This window comes from Sphingomonas sp. CFBP 13728 (assembly GCF_014841895.1).
GTDB lineage: Bacteria > Pseudomonadota > Alphaproteobacteria > Sphingomonadales > Sphingomonadaceae > Sphingomonas.
This window is the reverse complement of record NZ_JACYUS010000001.1, coordinates 1,870,486-1,886,966: the sequence shown is the minus strand read 5'-3', so window position 1 is coordinate 1,886,966 and position 16,481 is coordinate 1,870,486. Positions and strand designations below refer to the sequence as shown.

The window sequence follows — 16,481 nt, the reverse complement described above, 5'->3', positions numbered from 1 at the left end:
TATTCCACGACAAGCAACCGCCGAACGCGAACGGCGGTGCCCGGCAAAACGCTCTTAGTTGAGCGTCGTCATCTCCACGGGCTTGCCCTTGGTGGTCGGGTTCGACGCATTCGCCTTGGGGGCTTTTTCGGCCTTGGGTTTGCGAACTTCCTTGCTCGATTTCTTCTGGCTCTTGGCCATGACCACACCTCATGGGGCGGAAGGCCCCACGGCGATGCTACACCTTTCGCCGGCGATACACCCGTCTTATCGCGGGCCCGACGCAAGCAGGTCGAGCGTCGCCCGGTCGTCTTCGCCCCCAAAGAACCGGTCGAGCGCCGCGCGAAACGGCGAAGGGTCCTTGGCAACGGCAGCGAACAGCGTCATCGACGACCGTAACTTCACCGCGTCGATACCGCCCAGGATCGCGTCGGCGGATCCCGTCGCAGCCGTAACCACCTGCGCAACCTCGATCAGTCGCGGCCCGAGCACGGGATGCGCGAGATACGCCCGAGCCTCGTCCGCCCCGGCAATCGCATAGGTCCGCGCCATCTCGCTCTGCCCCAGCCCGGCGATCTGCGGGAAGATGAACCACATCCAGTGACTCCGTTTGCGGCCCGCGCGCAATTCGGCAAGCGCCTGCGGATACACGCCGTCCTGCGCGGCGACGAAGCGGTCGAGATCATGCGTCATCCTCGTCACATGGTCGGGCCATTGGGCTCCCGCAACCCTAATGCCCGCCGGTACGTTGCACCCGTAACGATCGAGGAAATGCCATGAAGACGATGATCACCGTTGCGCTTCTCGCTGCACCCTTGTTGCTCGGTGCGTGCGGGAAGAAGGACGATCCTACGAACACCGCCGCCCCAAGCGGGTTCACGCCCCCCGAAACGCGCGCGCCGACGCCGATCGCTGGACAGGCGCAGACCACGCCGATCACCGCCTATGTCGGCAAATATCCGCATGATGCGGTCGGCGGGGTCGATTTCTTCGACCGCACCGATGTCGCTACCGGCCTGGTCCATGCGGTTGGCGATGCGAAGCTGCGCGAGATGATCCGCGGGCGTACGGGGCCGGAGACGCCGATCTTCACGCTGGGCAACCGCGTCGCCGCATGGGGCTGCGAACAGCATAATTGCGGCGATCACAACTGGGCCGTGCTCGTCGATCCGAAGGGCGGCAAGACCGAAGTCTGCTACCACGACGCGGCGACGATGGGCACGCGGAGCGATTGGTACGACGGTGCCGCGCCCGCCCGCCGCGACGCCGCCTGCCCCTCGCAAGGATAAGCCATGCTCGAACACATCCCCGCCTGGCTCGGCGCCGCGATGAGCGGTCTGCGTGCCGGTGCCGACAAACTTGCTATCGCCCAGTTGGGCAGCGATTTCGAAACGCTCGACCTGTCCAGTCCCGCCTTCGCGCAAGAAAGCCGTCTGCCGCCGCGCTTCACCGCGGATGCGGAAGCCGGCGAGGGCGTATCGCCGCCATTGGTCTGGAGCACGCCACCGACTGGAACCCAGCGCATGGTGCTCGTCGTGGAGGATCCCGATGCCCCGGCACCGCAACCTCTTGTCCATGCGATCGTCTGGGGTCTCGAAGCCGATGCGGGACGGCTGGCGGAGGGTGCGATCGTCGCGGACGGCGCTGGCGCCGATACCGGCGGCCGTGATGTCGGACGCAACTCCTATCTGCGCGAAGGCTGGCTGCCGCCCGATCCACCGCGTGGGCATGGCGAGCACCGCTATGCATTCCAGCTTTTCGCGATCGGCGCGGGGGCAGGGGATCCCGGTACGACACCGGGTCGTTCTGCGGTTATCGACGCCATTACCGGTCATGTCCTGGCGGCGGGGCTGTTGATCGGGACCTATTCGCGCGAAGAAGATGCGCCGGTCGGACCGGTTGGGATCGGCGCGCCGGCCTGATCCAGCAGTGAAGCCCGGTCCGTCATTGGGCCACGGCCCGGATCGTCAGGCCAGCGCGCTGCCGGCATGTGACACGATCAACAGGATCGTGGTCGAGAAGGCGGCGAGGGCGATGATGATGCTGCGGTTCATGGTGATGCTCCTTGGCGCAGCGGTCAGGCGATCGGGATGATTGGGGTGGCGGCGCTGACGGCGATCGCGGCAAAGAAGAGCGCACCGACGAACGAGAGAGCGATACGCTGGGCGGTTTCGAAACGGAGCGACATGGGAAATTCCTTCGACTGGTGGGTGCCGGACCATCCAGCCTCCCATGTCGAATGAATTGCATGCGCCGTGCCAGTTTTTTAACGCTTTGATCTAGCTGGCATTTCTAGATCGCCTGCCAAGGAGTTGGGAAAACGCGCCACGCCAGCGCGGTAAATTGCACCAACTTCCAGGATCAGGCCGCGCAAACCTGATCGCGACCGCGTTCCTTGGCGGTGTACAGCAGCCGATCGGCACGCTCGAACGCGGTTTCGGCGGGTTCATCGGCGTGAATCGCGGTGATGCCCGCCGAAAACGTGATCGTCCCCAGCGCCGTATCCGTCTCGCGATTGCGATACCGTTTTTGCGCGACTGTCTGGCGAACCGTATCGAGCAGCTCGGCAGCATGGGACAGGCTCACGCCGCTTAGCAGCACCGCGAACTCCTCGCCGCCATGACGGACGACGAGATGTGGCGCGCATTCGGTCGCCATCGCCTGGCCGATCGCGATCAGCACGCGGTCGCCGACGCCGTGGCCGTGCAGGTCGTTGACGTGCTTGAAGCGATCGATGTCGCATACCGCGAGACAGTAAGGTCCGGCGCTCGGATCGCGCCCGGCAAAGGCTTCCTCGAACGCGCGGCGATTGGGCAGGCCGGTCAGGACGTCGCGCCGTGCCGTATCGCGCGCTTCGGCGAGTTTGGCGCGTAACGCATCGGTCTCCGCGGTCGCCTCGGCCAGTCGGACTTCGCTGTCGTGGATGCGCGCGATCATCGAGCTGGTGATCCGGGTGATTTCGTCGATCTCCGCCATCTGCGTGATCGAGGCCGCGCTTCTGGCCAGATCGCGCCCGAATCCGGACGTTTCGGCCTGCATCGTCCGCATCATCTGCGCGAAGTCGTCGACCTGTTGCTGTGTCTCGATGACCAGCGCGTCGGCCGTATCGGTATCGGCGTCGGACGTCGCCGCGCGGCGTTTTCGGACGGTTGGCGGGCCGTCCGCGACACGCCCCGCGAGTCGTTCGATGTCATGCGCCCTCAACCGAACACCGTGAGCGGTCAGCCGCGACACCGTCTTGGCCAACGGTCCGGTGGGGGCGGACAGCACTGCAAACGCGAACGCGTAATGCGCGGGATCGGGGCTAAGCCCATGTTCGGCCAGGAAACTACCGATGCGCTCGAACAGCATGCTGTCCGGCGATGATTCGATCACTGGCTTGGCCGCCCGCGCATTCCGCATGTCACTCTCCGCCTCTCGATCTAAATCAATAGACCCAAAAGCGTTAGGATAGCGTCACTGACCGGCAATTATTTGCCGGCCGTTGTAATTATCTACCGATTTACCGCCCCGCGAGCTTCTGAACGGCAGCGAGAGTCGTCGCGACATGCTCGGCGGGGTTCATGTCGTCGTGCACGAATGCGACTCGGCCGTCCTTGGCGATGACGTAGCTGGTGCGCTTGGTGATATCGCGGCCCGCGATCTGCTTGCCGAGCGCGACGTCGTAGCCCTTGACCACGTTCGGTCCGGCGCTGGCGACCGCGAACTTGCCCGCGCACTTCTCGGCCGAGAACTTGCTGAGCGTCTCGACGTTGTCGGCCGACATGCCGATCACCGTGCCGCCTGCCTTGGTGAACGCCGGGATCGCTTCGGCAAACGCGTGCGCCTCGGCGTTGCAGCCGCCGGTGTACGCCGCCGGGAAGAAATAGAGCACGACCGGACCCTTCTTCAGCTGCTCGGCGAGGTGGACGGTGAACACCTTGCCGGCGATCGCGCCGCGTGTGGTGAAATCCGGAGCTTTGGCACCAGGAGCCAGTGCCGCCAGCGCAGGCGCCGCGACGAGGAGGGCGGCGGCGGTAGCAAGTGTCGAGACGAGGCGCATGGATGATACTCCGTTTAGATCGCAATGACCTACGCCTGCACGAACGATCCGTCCATTGCCCGTGACGCCCGCGCTCGATAGGCTGGAAATATGCCAGTAACCCAAGCCGATATCGATCTCGCGCACCGCCTCGCGGATGCTGCGGGCAACGTCATCCGACCGTATTTCCGCCATGAGCACGGCGTCGAGATCAAGGATGACCAATCCCCCGTCACCCGCGCCGACCGCGAGGCCGAATCGGCGATGCGCCGGCTGCTCGACGCCGAACGCTCGGGCGACGGCATCGTCGGCGAGGAATATGGCGAGAAGACGGGTGTCACCAATCGCAAATGGGTGCTCGACCCGATCGACGGCACGCGCAGCTTCACCGTCGGGCGCGCGATCTTCGGCACGTTGATCGCGCTTGTCGAGGATGGCTGGCCGGTGCTCGGGATCATCGACCAGCCGATCCAGCGCGAACGCTGGGTCGGTGTCGCAGGGCGTCCGACGACGCTGAACGGCGTACCGGTCCGCACGCGTACCTGCCGCGAACTCGTTGGCGCGACGATCGCCACCACCAGCCCGCATCTCTTCGACGAGGTCGACGTCCCGCACTACTTGGCGCTGGTCGCGGCAATCTCGGGCGGCAACCCACGGCAGGGGCCGGTGTATGGCGGCGACTGCTACAATTACGGTCTGCTCGCGAGCGGGCATCTCGACGTGGTTTGCGAGTCTGGCCTCAAGCTCTACGACTTCGCAGCGCTGGTACCGGTGGTCGAAGGGGCGGGCGGCCGCATGTGCGACTGGAACGGTGACCCGCTGACCGCGGACAGCGAAGGCCACGTGCTGGCGATCGGCGATCCGGCGAGAATGGACGACGTGCTCGAGGCGATGCACCGGTTGCAAGATGACGGGCACGCCCATGACGGCCATAACCACTGAGAAAGATGCCCCTGCCGCCTGCGGGAGGGGCTAGGGGAGGGCGCGACGTACGTACCGGCGACCGGCATGCGTTCAGCCCTACTCAACTCCGCGGGCGGGAGGGGGAACCAAAGGGCTGCATCGCAAACCGCAACAGACCCATCTCACCACCCACATCCGTCATCCCGGCGGACGCCGGGACCCACGGACACGCAACGCTGGCCGTCTACGCGCGCCCAACCGCTGGCGCCGGCGCCGCCTGACCCCAGAACGGGCGAGGTAGGGAAGGGAGCGTATTTACTCGCCCCCGCCGCGTTAGAAGATTCCCAGGAACTTCTTCTTCTGCCCCTTCTTCTCCGCGTCAGACGTCTTCCCGTCCTCGGCCTTGGCGGTCGTCCCATGCCCCACGTCATCGCGCGGCTGGCCCTTGGTAGTCCGCTGCGCCGCCGCCGTAGCCCCGGAGAGGACCGGCCCACACGCAGTGGACTTCGCATCCCCGACATCGACGAACGCCAGGATCCCCGCAACCGGCGTTGCGACCAGCGCCAGCCCAAGCCCGCTGCCGACCCGCGCAAGCAGATCCTTCGAAATTACGTTGAGCTTAGGCGCGGCGAACATTCCGCCAACCCCAACCGGCGATTGCCCCGCAAATAGGCTGAACTTCTTTGAATCTGCTCGGAACGCCAGGTCCACCGCCTCATTCCGGAAGCTGAACCCACCGCGGCCGACGATCACGTTCTTGCGCGTATCGATCAGGATCGGGTCCGCAGCGGCGACCCCGCCGCGCACGGTGAATCCGATCAGCCCGCAATTGATCTGTACCGGCTCGTCGAGCTTTCCTTGGAACATCCGCTGCGCAAACGTGCCGATGTCGAGTTCTGCGAGTTGCACGTTGCGCACCGATAGCGCTCCCGACGGCAGCACGAACGCAATCCGCCCCCGCGACGACGCGAGCGAATCGTGGATTGAGTCGCCACGCCCGTCGAGCTTGATGCGACCCTTGACGGTCCCGGTCGTCCCGGCCTCGGTCAACCCATAGCCCTTAAGCAGTCGACCCAGTGGCGTCGGCGCAAGGCGAATGTCGTAGGACACCGCACTCGGCCGCGCGCGCGTGTCGAAGATGACGTCTGAGGCCACGTTGCCGCGCGCCATCGAGAAGGTCAGCGGCGACAGCGCCAGCCGCCCACGCTCCAGGTCGAGCGTCAGGTCGATGTTGGAAATCGGCAGGTTGCGCGACTTCACCACCCCGATCGTCCATTTCAGGTCGGCATCGAAGATCTGCATCGTCGCGACCGGCAGGTTCCCGTCGGGGAGCAGGCGTTGCGGAGCGGCGCCCGTGGCGGCGGCGGCTGCCACCGCGCCCTTCGACTCAACGATGTCGGGATTGAAGCCGATGAACGGCGCCGCATCGATGATGTCGAGGCTCTTGGTCGTGAGCACCGAATCGAGATGGATGCGCTCGCCGTTGACGATCGTCAGCTTCCCCGCGAGATCGGTCCGACCCGCGAAACCGCGCAGATGCGTGAAGGCGTATTCGTCGCCCTGCTTGATCAGCTGCGCGCGCAGTTTGTAGGTCCGCGTGTTCGGGATCGCGACGTCGATCACGCCCAGCAACGTCGAGAGATTGGCACCGCGCGCGGTGACGGCGAGCGGCACGTTCTCGACATCGGCGATGCTCGGCAGCGTGCCTGCGACGTCGATGATGTTCCCTGCCGCCCGCGCCCGCGCGACCAGCTTGTTCTGTCCGCGATTGGCGGTCGCGTCCGGCGACAGCAACTGCGCGGTCACGGTGAACGGCGTCTCGCGCAACCGCCCCTTGCCGGTCAGCCCGACCGCGCGACCGATCGTCGCATCGACCGATCGGATGTCGGCGACCTTCAGGTCCGCCAGCACGCGCATCCGCGGATCGAGATAGCGCACCGTCGTGCCCGTGACCGTCGCGACGTCGATCCGCGGGAACTCGAGCGGCTTGCCACCCTTCTTGTTCGAGAACGTCCAGGTGTTGGCCGAGTGCGCCGCGTTCCACTCGAGATCGACCGCGCCGTTGACGAGATCGAGCCAGTAGAGCCGCCGCTTGCCGAACAGCAGCGACAGCGGCGCGATCCGCGTGTCGAGCTTGTCCGCCTGGAACAGATTCGGCCTGCTCGCCCAATCGGGGTTCGAGAGCGTGAAGTTCTCCGCGTACAGCTTGATGCGGAACGGCGCGAAATAAAGCTGGAAATCGCCGCGCACGGTCAGCGTACGGTGCGTGAGCGAGCCGACGACGCGCTCGAACGGATGCTTCAGGAAGCGCCCCTTGGTGATGTACAGCACCAGCCAGATCGCGACGAGGACCGCGACGATCCCGAGCAGGATGTTGCGCAGTATCCGCCGCTTGCGACGTTTTTGCGCAGAGGCTGCTTCCGGGGCCGCGGAAGGGGTCTCGATCGGCTGCGTCGGGCTGTCGTCCATGCTTGGCCTATCGCACGACAGCCGCGTCAGTTCCACAGCGGTTGATATGCCGCATTAATGCGTCTATGCGGCCCGCTTCCTCGAAGGGAACGCGTTCTACGAATCGCCCGGCCAGTGTGGGCTGCCGCGGCGATTTCAGCGTCCTCCTTCGTAACCGAAAGGATAAAAATGCCCAAGCTGAAGACCAAGAGCGGCGTCAAGAAACGCTTCAAGCTCACCGCCACCGGCCTGCTCAAGCACGGCGTCGCCGGCAAGCGTCACCGTCTGGCGCATCACAACGGCAAGTACATCCGTCAGAACCGCGGCACCAAGCTGCTGTCGAAGGCCGATACCGCAGCAGTGAAGGCCTGGGCGCCTTACGGCCTGCGTTGAGCTGAGAAGGAATTAGACAATGGCACGCGTAAAACGGGGTGTTACCACCCGCGCCAAGCACAAGCGTATTTTGGTTCAGGCGAAGGGCTATTATGGCCGTCGCAAGAACACCATCCGCATCGCCCGTCAGGCCGTCGAGAAGGCCGGACAGTACGCTTACCGCGACCGCAAGGTTAAGAAGCGCACGTTCCGTGGCCTCTGGATCCAGCGCATCAACGCCGGCGTCCGCGCCGAGGGTCTGACGTATTCGCAGTTCATGCACGGCGTGAAGCTTGCAGGGATCGAACTCGACCGGAAGGTCCTGGCCGACATCGCCATGCACGAGGGCGCTGCATTCAGCGCGATCGTCGCCCAGGTGAAGGCGGCTCTCCCCCAGGCCGCGTAATCCGCGACTGAGGTTGGGTTTCGGGAGGGCGTCGGTGGGAGACCACCGGCGCCTTTTCTGCGTTCTGGCGGGGGGGGGGGCGCTGGAAGGAACGCGTAGTTTCTCAGGCTCAAGCTTCGATACCGATCCCCAACTATGATCACCCCTCGCCCCTCCTCCGTCATCCCGGCGAACGCCGGGGACCCATGGTTACGGCGGACCCGGCGATAACGTGCTACCATCACCCGCCCGCTACCGTGGGTCCCGGCGTCCGCCGGGATGACGGGGTGTTGATGGACGGAACTGCGAAGCACTTCGCTTTACAGATCAAGCGGACGAACAAGGGGAGTACGAAATGCGCGAAACCTTCCAGCCGTGCGTCTACATCCTCCACTCCCGCCGCCACGGCACGCTCTACATCGGCGTCACCTCAAACCTCCTCGCAAGGCTGGTTCAGCACCGAGAGGGGTTGATCCCCGGCTTCACTCGCCGGTACGGCATCAAGCGTCTCGCCTATTACGAGATGTTCGACACGATGGAGGCCGCGATCGTTCGCGAGAAGCGGCTGAATGAATGGCGAAGAGCGTGGAAGATCGAGCTGATCGAAGCGCGTAACGAAAATTGGGACGATCTGGGTATCGGCCTCGGGCTGCCCCGCCTAACCGAACCCGCCCTGGGAGTATGACGTGACGCAAGACCTGAACCAGATGCGCGACCACATGCTGACGGCGATCGCCGCCGCATCCGGGCTCGACGCGCTTGATGCGTGCCGGGTCGAGGCGCTCGGCAAGCAGGGCACGATCACCGCGCTGCTGAAGACGCTCGGCAAGATGACCCCCGACGAGCGCCTCGTGCAGGGCCCGCTGATCCAGGGCCTGCGCGAAGCCGTCGCCAACGGTATCGCCGAGCGCAAAGCCACGCTCGAACGCGCCGCGCTCGACGCGCGCCTCGCCAGCGAAACGCTCGACATGACGCTCCCTGCCGACGCGACGCCCGCCGGCACGATCCATCCGGTCAGCCAGGTCATGGACGAACTCGCCGAGATCTTCGCCGACCTCGGTTTCGCGGTCGCGACCGGTCCCGAGATCGAGACCGACTGGCACAATTTCACCGCGCTCAATATTCCCGAGACGCACCCCGCGCGGGCGATGCACGACACCTTCTATCTCCAGCAGGGGATCGACGCTAAGACCGCCGGCACCGCCGACGAGAAGACGACCTTCTCGCTGCTCCGCACGCACACCTCGCCGGTCCAGATCCGCACGATGTTGTCGCAGAAACCCCCGATCCGCATCATCGCCCCCGGCCGCACCTACCGCTCGGATTCCGACGCGACGCACACGCCGATGTTCCACCAGGTCGAGGGCCTCGTGATCGACAAGGGCATCACGCTCGGCCACCTGAAGTGGACGCTCGAGACGTTCGTGAAGGCGTTCTTCGAGCGCGACGACATCGTGCTCCGCCTGCGCCCGAGCTACTTCCCGTTCACCGAGCCGTCGGTCGAGATCGACGTCGGCTACACGCTGGTCAAGGGCAAGCGCGTCGTCGGCGGCGCCGAGCCCGATGGCTGGCTCGAGATCCTCGGCTCGGGCATGGTCCACCGCAAGGTCATCGAAGCATGCGGCCTCGACCCCGACGAATGGCAGGGCTTCGCGTTCGGCTGCGGCATCGACCGGCTGGCTATGCTCAAATACGGCATGGACGACCTCCGCCCGTTCTTCGACGGCGATATCCGCTGGCTCAAGCATTACGGCTTTTCGAGCCTCGACGTCCCCACTTTGTCCGGCGGAGTCTGCGCATGAAGTTCACCCTCAGCTGGCTCAAGCAGCACCTCGAAACCAGCGCCACACTCGACCAGATCGTCGAGGCGCTGACCCGCATCGGCCTCGAAGTCGAAGGCGTCGAGAACCCCGGCGAGAAGCTCGCCGCGTTCAAGATCGCCAAGGTGCTCAGCGCCGAACGCCATCCACAGGCCGACAAGCTCCAGATCCTGTCGGTCGACGCCGGTAACGGCCCGCTGCAGGTCGTCTGCGGCGCCCCCAACGCCCGCGCCGGCCTCGTCGGCGTGTTCGGCGCACCCGGTGCGTACGTCCCCGGCCTCGACGTGACGCTGAAGCTCGCCAGCATCCGCGGCGTCGAATCCAACGGAATGATGTGCTCGACGCGTGAGCTCGAACTCGGCGAAGATCACGACGGCATCATCGAACTGCCCGAAGACGCCCCGATCGGCACCGCGTACCCGGACTATGCCGGCCTGACCGACCCGGTCATCGACGTGGCGATCACGCCCAACCGCCAGGACTGCATGGGCGTCCGCGGTATCGCGCGCGACCTCGCCGCCGCCGGCCTCGGCACGCTCACGCCACTGACGTTCGACACGTTCACGAGCGAGGGCGCAGGCCCGGACGTCCGCACCGACGATACCGCCGGCTGCCCCGCCTTCTTCGCGCAGACCGTCACCGGCGTGACCAACGGCGAATCCCCCGAGTGGATGCGCCGCAGCCTCATCGCGATCGGCCAGAAGCCAATCTCCGCGCTCGTCGACATTACCAACTACCTGATGATCGATCTCGGTCGCCCGCTGCACGTCTACGACCGCGCAAAACTCTCCGGCGGCCTCGTCGCGCGCAAGGCAAGCGACGGCGAGCAGGTCGTCGCGCTCAACGGCAAGACCTACACGCTCGACGCGACCATGACCGTCATCGCCGACGACGCGGCCGTGCACGACATCGGCGGCATCATGGGCGGCGAGCATTCGGGCGTTTCCGCGGACACCACCGACGTGCTGATCGAATGCGCGTATTTCGATCCCGACCACATCGCGCGCACCGGCCAGAAGCTGACGCTGACCTCCGACGCGCGCAGCCGCTTCGAACGCGGCGTCGACCCGGCGTTCCTCGACGACGGCCTCGCGATCGCCACTGCGCTCGTACTCCACATCTGCGGCGGCACAGCCAACGACGTCACCCGCTCGGGCGAGCCCCCGCTCGAACCGCGCGTAATCCACTACGACCCGCGCCTCAGCGCCGACCTCGGTGGCCTCCACGTCGCCCCCGAACGCCAGGCGCGGACCTTGTTGTCGCTCGGCTTCACGATCGGCGCGATCACGTCCGCCGACGCGTTCAGCGACGCGCTGTTCTCGACGATCGAGGGCAAATGGCCGGTCACGATCCCGACCTGGCGGCGCGACGTCGACGGCCCCGCCGATCTCGTCGAGGAGGTCGTCCGCATTGAGGGCATCGACAATATCCCTTCGACGCCGCTCCCCCGCATGCCCGGCGTCGCCAAGCCGACCGCCACGCCCGAGCAGAAGCTCGAACGTAGGGCGCGCAGGGCCGCCGCTGCCCGTGGCCTCGACGAGGCGGTAACCTGGAGCTTCCTCTCCGAAGCCGAAGCCGCACCGTTCGGCGGCGGCGCGTGGACGCTCGCCAACCCGATCAGCGAAGACCTCAAGGTCATGCGCCCCTCGCTACTCCCCGGCCTGCTCGCCGCGACGGGGCGCAACCTGAAGCGCGGGGCACAGAGCGTCCGCCTGTTCGAGATCGGCCGTCGCTATCTGGCCGAAGCCGAACGCGCGACGCTTGGCGTGGTCCTCGCGGGCGACCGCCGCCCGCGCGGTTGGCGTGAAGGCAAGGCGGCGAGCTTCGACGCGTATGACGCAAAGGCCGAGGTGATCGCACTTCTTGCCGCCTCGGGCGCGCCGGTCGACAACCTGCAAGTGATGGGCGAAGCCGGTGACGCATGGCACCCCGGCCAGTCCGGCACGCTTCGCCTCGGCCCGAAGACGGTGCTGGCAAGTTTCGGCATGCTCCACCCATCCGTGCTGAAGGCGTTCGATCTCGACGGCGCCGTCGCCGCGGTGGAAGTCTACCTCGACGCGATTCCGCCCAAGCGTGCGACAGGCTTCTCCCGCCCAGCCTACACGCCGCCGGCGCTGCAAGCCGTCCGCCGAGACTTCGCGTTCCTCGTACCGGCGGCGCTTGCCACCGACACACTGGTCCGCGCGGTGAAGGGAGCGGACAAGGGCGCGATCGTCTCGGCCCGCGTGTTCGACGTGTTCACCGGGGCAGGGGTCGAGGATGGCCACAAGTCGGTCGCGGTCGAGATCGTCCTGCAACCGACCGCCAAGAGCTTCACCGACGAAGAGATCAAGGCGATCGCCGACAAGGTGGTCGCAGCGGCCGCAAAACAGGGCGCGACCCTGCGCGTTTAACCGTGCCCTCACCCTTCCCACGGCCAAGCAGCCGCGGGGCCCTTCCCTCTCCCCAAGGGGAGAGGAAGAAACGCCAAAGGCGGCGAGGGTGAGGGCACGCGCTGGCGTCCTCCTCAAAGAATCACCCTTCATGTCATCCCCGCGGAGGCGGGGATCCAGACGGGCTAACCAAGCGATTCCATCGACAGCGTCGCCACTCTGGATCCCCGCCTCCGCGGGGATGACATGAAGGGCATAGACCGTTCGACCGTCACGGAGACAGAGATGACCGACCTGATCACGATCGCCAACGACCACCTCACCGCGCAGATCAACCCGCACGGTGCCGAGCTCACCCACCTCCACGACGCAGCCGGCCGCGAGCTTATGACCAACGCCGACCCGGCCTTCTGGACCGGCCACGCGCCGATCCTCTTCCCCGTCGTCGGCGTCGTCAACGAAGGCGTCATCCGCCTCGACGGCCAGGCCTACCCGATGCAGAAGCACGGCTTCGCGCGCCATTCGACGTTCGACGCCGTCGCGCAGACCGAAACCTCCGCCATCTTCCGCCTCACCGACAGCGAGGAAACCCGGAAGGCCTACCCGTTCGCGTTCGCACTCGACATCGTCTTCACGTTAGAGGGCGCGACGCTTGGGATCGAGGCGCACATCCACAACCGCACCGACGCGGCGATGCCGGCAAGCTTCGGCTTCCACCCCGCCTTCGCCTGGCCGCTCCCGTACGGCGAAGCCCGCGCAGACCACCGCATCACGTTCGACGCCGACGAACCCGGCAAACTGAAGGTGATCAGCCCCGACGGCCAGATCGCCGTCGATGAGCGCCCCTCGCCGGTCGAGGACCGCGTGATCGCCCTGCGCGACGAGCTGTTCGCCAAGGACGCGCTGGTCTGGGACCCGATCCACTCCGACGCCGTCACCTATGGCGCCAAGACAGGCCCGCAGTTGAAGATCGCCTTCCCCGACACGCCGAAGCTCGGCATCTGGACAAAGCCCGGCGCGGCCTATGTCTGCGTCGAGCCGTGGCACGGCATCGCCGACCCCGAAGGCTATACCGGCGATTATCGCGCCAAACCCGGTGTGTTCGAGATCGCTGCGGGCGGCACGAAGACTATCACGATGAGCGTAACGCTGGTGGCTACCGCCCGCTGACGTACTTACGTCGCTGAAGTGCACACATTGTTCTCCCGCGAAAGCGGGAGCCTAGGGTCTCAGGTGTGACGTCCGCGACCCTGGCCCCCCGCTTCCGCGGGGGAACGGACAAGGTCAGGACTAGACGCGAACCCGCGCTGTTGAAGCGCCTCTGTCCTCCACGCCCTACATCTGCCAAGAGCGCGCATCCTCTTTTCCCGAGCCGGCCACCCGCGCTCACCGGACCCACGCCATGACCCAATTTCCCCGCCGCACCTTCGCGATCATCTCGCATCCCGATGCCGGCAAGACCACGCTGACCGAGAAGCTCCTGTATTTCGGCGGCGCGATCCATCTCGCCGGCGAGGTGAAGGCGCGCGGCCAGACCCGCCGCGCCCGCTCCGACTGGATGAAGATCGAGCAACAGCGCGGGATCTCGGTCACCTCGTCGGTGATGACGTTCGAACGACAGGGGATCACCTTCAACCTGCTCGACACGCCGGGCCACGAAGACTTCTCCGAAGACACGTATCGCACGCTTACGGCGGTCGACTCGGCGGTCATGGTGATCGACGCCGCGAAGGGCATCGAGCCGCAGACGCGAAAACTGTTCGAGGTCTGTCGCTTGCGCAACGTGCCGATCATCACCTTCGTCAACAAGGTCGACCGCGAGGGCCGCGATCCGTTCTCGCTGCTCGACGAGGTGGCGGAGATGCTCCAGCTCGACGTGTGCCCGATGAGTTGGCCGGTCGGCATGGGCGGCGAGTTCGAGGGCGTCTACGATCTCTACGCCAACACGCTGAGCCGTCCCGAAGGCGACAGCCGCGAGTTCATGGGCAAAGCGATCCCGTTCACCGGCATCGATGATCCCGAACTCGCCAAGATCCTCAGCCCGGAAGCGATGATCCGCCTGAACGACGAGGCCGAACTGGCACAGGGCGGCTATTCGAGCTTCGACCCCGAGGCCTATCGCGCGGGCAATTTGACCCCGGTCTATTTCGGTTCGGCGCTGAAGGACTTCGGCGTCGCCGAACTGATCGCCGCGCTCGCCGACTACGCCCCGCCACCGCGCGCGCAGCCCGCCGAGCCTGCGCCCGTCTCGCCGGACGAGCCCGAAGTCACCGGCTTCGTGTTCAAGGTGCAGGCGAACATGGACCCCAACCACCGCGACCGCATCGCGTTCATGCGGCTGTGCTCGGGCGTGTTCAAGCGCGGCATGAAGCTTACGCCCACCGGCCACGGCAAGCCGATCGCAGTCCATTCGCCGATCCTGTTCTTCGCGCAAAACCGCGAGCTGGCGGACGAGGCGTTCCCCGGCGACATCATCGGCATCCCCAACCACGGCACGCTGCGGGTCGGCGACACGCTCAGCGAGAAGGCCACGATCCGCTTCACCGGCCTGCCGAACTTCGCGCCCGAGATCCTGCGCCGCGTCGTACTGAAGGACTTCACCAAGACAAAACAGTTGCGCAAGGCACTCGACGACATGGCCGAGGAGGGGGTGACGCAGGTGTTCTATCCCGACATCGGCTCGAACTGGATCATCGGCGTGGTCGGGCAGCTCCAGCTCGAGGTGCTGCTGTCGCGATTGGATGCGGAGTATAAGGTCGCGGCCGGGCTCGAACCCGCCCCCTACGAGACCGCGCGCTGGATCACGGCGGAAGACCCGCTGGAACTGAAGACCTTCGCCGAGATCAACCGCGGCGCGATGGCCAAGGACCGCGACGGCAACCCCGTCTTCCTCGCCAAAAGCGCCTGGGAAGTGAACTACATCGCCGAGCGCTACGCCAAGATCCGCTTTGCCGCCACGCGCGAGCGGTAACCGGATCGGCAAGGCATCGGGGCGGCCAACGCCACCCCGATGCTTCGTGATTACCGTTTTGGGGCGGCCGCAAACGCCGTCTTCAGGCGCGCGATCGCCAGCGTGTTCGCGTCCTGCGCGCCGCGTACGACCATGCCCATCCCGAAGAACTCGTGCGTCACGCCTGGAAACGTGCGCTGCTCGACCTTGTCGCCGGCCGCACGCATCGCCGCCGCGAGCGTCTCGCCGTCGGAGCGTAGCGGATCGATCTGCGCATTGATGATCGTCGTCGGTGGCAGGCCGCGCAGGTTCGCCTTGACGAGGTTCAGGCGCGGGTCCTGCGCATCGGCTGGCGTGGTCTGGTAATAATACCCGAACCACTTCAGCATCGCGCCGTTGAGCGGCTTCGCATTGGCCGAATCCATCCGCGAGGGCAGCGTCATGCTGCTGTTGGCGATCGGGTAGACCGACAGGATATGCAGCGGCGTGGTCAGGCGATTGTCGCGCGCATAGATCGCGGTCGCGACGGCCAGATTGCCGCCTGCGCTCTCACCGGCGACCGCGATCTTGCGCGGATCGCCGCCCCAGGATGCAGCGTTCTGCAGCGTCCAGCGATAGGCTGCGGCAGCGTCGTCGTGCTGTGCAGGAAACTTGAATTCCGGTGCGTGGCGGTATTCGACCGATACGACGATCGCGCCAAGCTGCTTGGCGAGCAGGCGCGGGGCGGCATCATAAGTGTCGACCGTCGCGATTACCCAGCCACCACCGTGATAGTACACGATCACCGGGAGGTTTCTTGCGTTCGCCAGCGACGCGGGCTTGTAGATCCGCGCGAACTGGTTGGCATCGCTGCCATAAGGAACGTCCCGCGTCATCACTGTGGAGTCGGGCGTCGCCGACAGGCCGTGCTTGACCATCACCGCCTTGACGGCGTCGGCTGCGGACGGCTGGGTACGCGCGACGGCGGGCGTCAGCGTCTCGATCGGCTTGCCACCAAGCGCCGCCAGCTGGTCGAGCACGACCTGCATGTCCGGCGCGGCCTTGGCCGGCTTCGTCGCGGCCACGGGCGGTGGGGGCGGGGGAGCGGCATCGACCGATCGTGCCGACTGCGCGACCGCGTGGGTCGTCAGCGCGAGCCCGGAAGTCGTGATCAGCGCTGCGGCGGCCAGCGCCGTCATGGCGCGCGACGAACGATTGGTCATATGATGGAATATCCTGTTCGAGTGCCCCC

Annotated in this window: 16 protein-coding genes; 10 read left to right on the top strand and 6 right to left on the bottom strand. The window is 66.0% G+C overall.

Features of this window, described 5'->3' with window-relative positions; translation table 11 throughout:
- Positions 1-54: 54 nt before the first annotated feature.
- Together IFT67_RS20855 and IFT67_RS08485 are read right to left on the bottom strand one after the other, a co-directional pair.
- The gene (locus IFT67_RS20855; protein WP_259457500.1) at positions 55-180 is read right to left on the bottom strand and encodes a hypothetical protein; all 126 of its coding nucleotides are present in this window, start codon (positions 178-180) and stop codon (positions 55-57) included.
- A gap of 66 nt (positions 181-246) precedes the next feature.
- Positions 247-672, bottom strand: coding sequence for a DUF1810 domain-containing protein (locus IFT67_RS08485; protein ID WP_192146191.1), 426 nt, complete (start codon positions 670-672; stop codon positions 247-249).
- A gap of 83 nt (positions 673-755) precedes the next feature.
- On the opposite strand from IFT67_RS08485, the gene IFT67_RS08480 reads away from it, so the two are divergent.
- Both IFT67_RS08480 and IFT67_RS08475 read left to right on the top strand, forming a co-directional pair.
- On the top strand, positions 756-1,268 hold the full coding sequence (locus IFT67_RS08480) for an Ivy family c-type lysozyme inhibitor (RefSeq protein ID WP_192146189.1): 513 nt from the start codon (positions 756-758) through the stop codon (positions 1,266-1,268).
- A 3-nt stretch (positions 1,269-1,271) separates the two neighbouring features.
- Positions 1,272-1,901, top strand: coding sequence for a YbhB/YbcL family Raf kinase inhibitor-like protein (locus IFT67_RS08475; RefSeq protein ID WP_192146187.1), 630 nt, complete (start codon positions 1,272-1,274; stop codon positions 1,899-1,901).
- Positions 1,902-2,340: 439 nt separating this feature from the next.
- On the opposite strand, the gene IFT67_RS08470 is transcribed toward IFT67_RS08475, so the two are convergent.
- Both IFT67_RS08470 and IFT67_RS08465 read right to left on the bottom strand, forming a co-directional pair.
- On the bottom strand, positions 2,341-3,381 hold the full coding sequence (locus IFT67_RS08470) for a GGDEF domain-containing protein (protein WP_192146185.1): 1,041 nt from the start codon (positions 3,379-3,381) through the stop codon (positions 2,341-2,343).
- A gap of 100 nt (positions 3,382-3,481) precedes the next feature.
- A complete protein-coding gene (locus tag IFT67_RS08465; RefSeq protein ID WP_192146183.1) occupies positions 3,482-4,021 on the bottom strand; it encodes a peroxiredoxin in 540 nt (179 codons plus the stop codon).
- A 90-nt stretch (positions 4,022-4,111) separates the two neighbouring features.
- On the opposite strand from IFT67_RS08465, the gene IFT67_RS08460 reads away from it, so the two are divergent.
- Entirely contained in the window at positions 4,112-4,942 is an 831-nt protein-coding gene (locus IFT67_RS08460) for an inositol monophosphatase family protein (RefSeq protein ID WP_192146181.1), read from the top strand.
- 294 nt (positions 4,943-5,236) lie between these two features.
- Here IFT67_RS08460 and IFT67_RS08455 read toward each other — a convergent pair whose 3' ends face one another.
- Positions 5,237-7,372 carry an AsmA family protein gene (locus IFT67_RS08455; RefSeq protein ID WP_192146179.1) on the bottom strand — a complete coding sequence of 712 codons (2,136 nt, stop codon included), beginning with the start codon at positions 7,370-7,372 and terminating at the stop codon, positions 5,237-5,239.
- Positions 7,373-7,540: 168 nt separating this feature from the next.
- Between IFT67_RS08455 and rpmI the strand changes: the two genes are divergently transcribed.
- The 7 genes from rpmI to IFT67_RS08420 all read left to right on the top strand — a co-directional run bounded on the left by rpmI (position 7,541) and on the right by IFT67_RS08420 (position 15,271).
- Entirely contained in the window at positions 7,541-7,744 is a 204-nt protein-coding gene (rpmI, locus tag IFT67_RS08450; protein ID WP_031395289.1) for a 50S ribosomal protein L35, read from the top strand.
- Between the two features lie 19 nt (positions 7,745-7,763).
- Complete coding sequence (rplT, locus tag IFT67_RS08445) at positions 7,764-8,129, top strand: 50S ribosomal protein L20 (protein ID WP_056054375.1); 366 nt, start codon at positions 7,764-7,766, stop codon at positions 8,127-8,129.
- 334 nt (positions 8,130-8,463) lie between these two features.
- Entirely contained in the window at positions 8,464-8,793 is a 330-nt protein-coding gene (locus IFT67_RS08440) for a GIY-YIG nuclease family protein (RefSeq protein ID WP_192146177.1), read from the top strand.
- A gap of 22 nt (positions 8,794-8,815) precedes the next feature.
- Positions 8,816-9,910, top strand: a complete 1,095-nt coding sequence (gene pheS, locus IFT67_RS08435; protein WP_192146626.1) for a phenylalanine--tRNA ligase subunit alpha — start codon at positions 8,816-8,818, stop codon at positions 9,908-9,910.
- Positions 9,907-12,321, top strand: a complete 2,415-nt coding sequence (gene pheT, locus IFT67_RS08430) for a phenylalanine--tRNA ligase subunit beta (protein ID WP_192146175.1) — start codon at positions 9,907-9,909, stop codon at positions 12,319-12,321. Before pheS ends, pheT begins: the two co-directional genes overlap by 4 nt.
- A 264-nt stretch (positions 12,322-12,585) precedes the next feature.
- Positions 12,586-13,470 (top strand): aldose 1-epimerase family protein, encoded by an 885-nt coding sequence (locus tag IFT67_RS08425; protein WP_192146173.1) that lies wholly within the window; start codon positions 12,586-12,588, stop codon positions 13,468-13,470.
- Between the two features lie 232 nt (positions 13,471-13,702).
- Positions 13,703-15,271, top strand: coding sequence for a peptide chain release factor 3 (locus IFT67_RS08420; protein ID WP_056054389.1), 1,569 nt, complete (start codon positions 13,703-13,705; stop codon positions 15,269-15,271).
- 50 nt (positions 15,272-15,321) lie between these two features.
- Here the strand turns inward: IFT67_RS08420 and IFT67_RS08415 are convergent, their stop codons facing one another.
- Positions 15,322-16,452 (bottom strand): alpha/beta hydrolase, encoded by a 1,131-nt coding sequence (locus IFT67_RS08415; RefSeq protein WP_244647204.1) that lies wholly within the window; start codon positions 16,450-16,452, stop codon positions 15,322-15,324.
- Between the last annotated feature and the right edge of the window lie 29 nt (positions 16,453-16,481).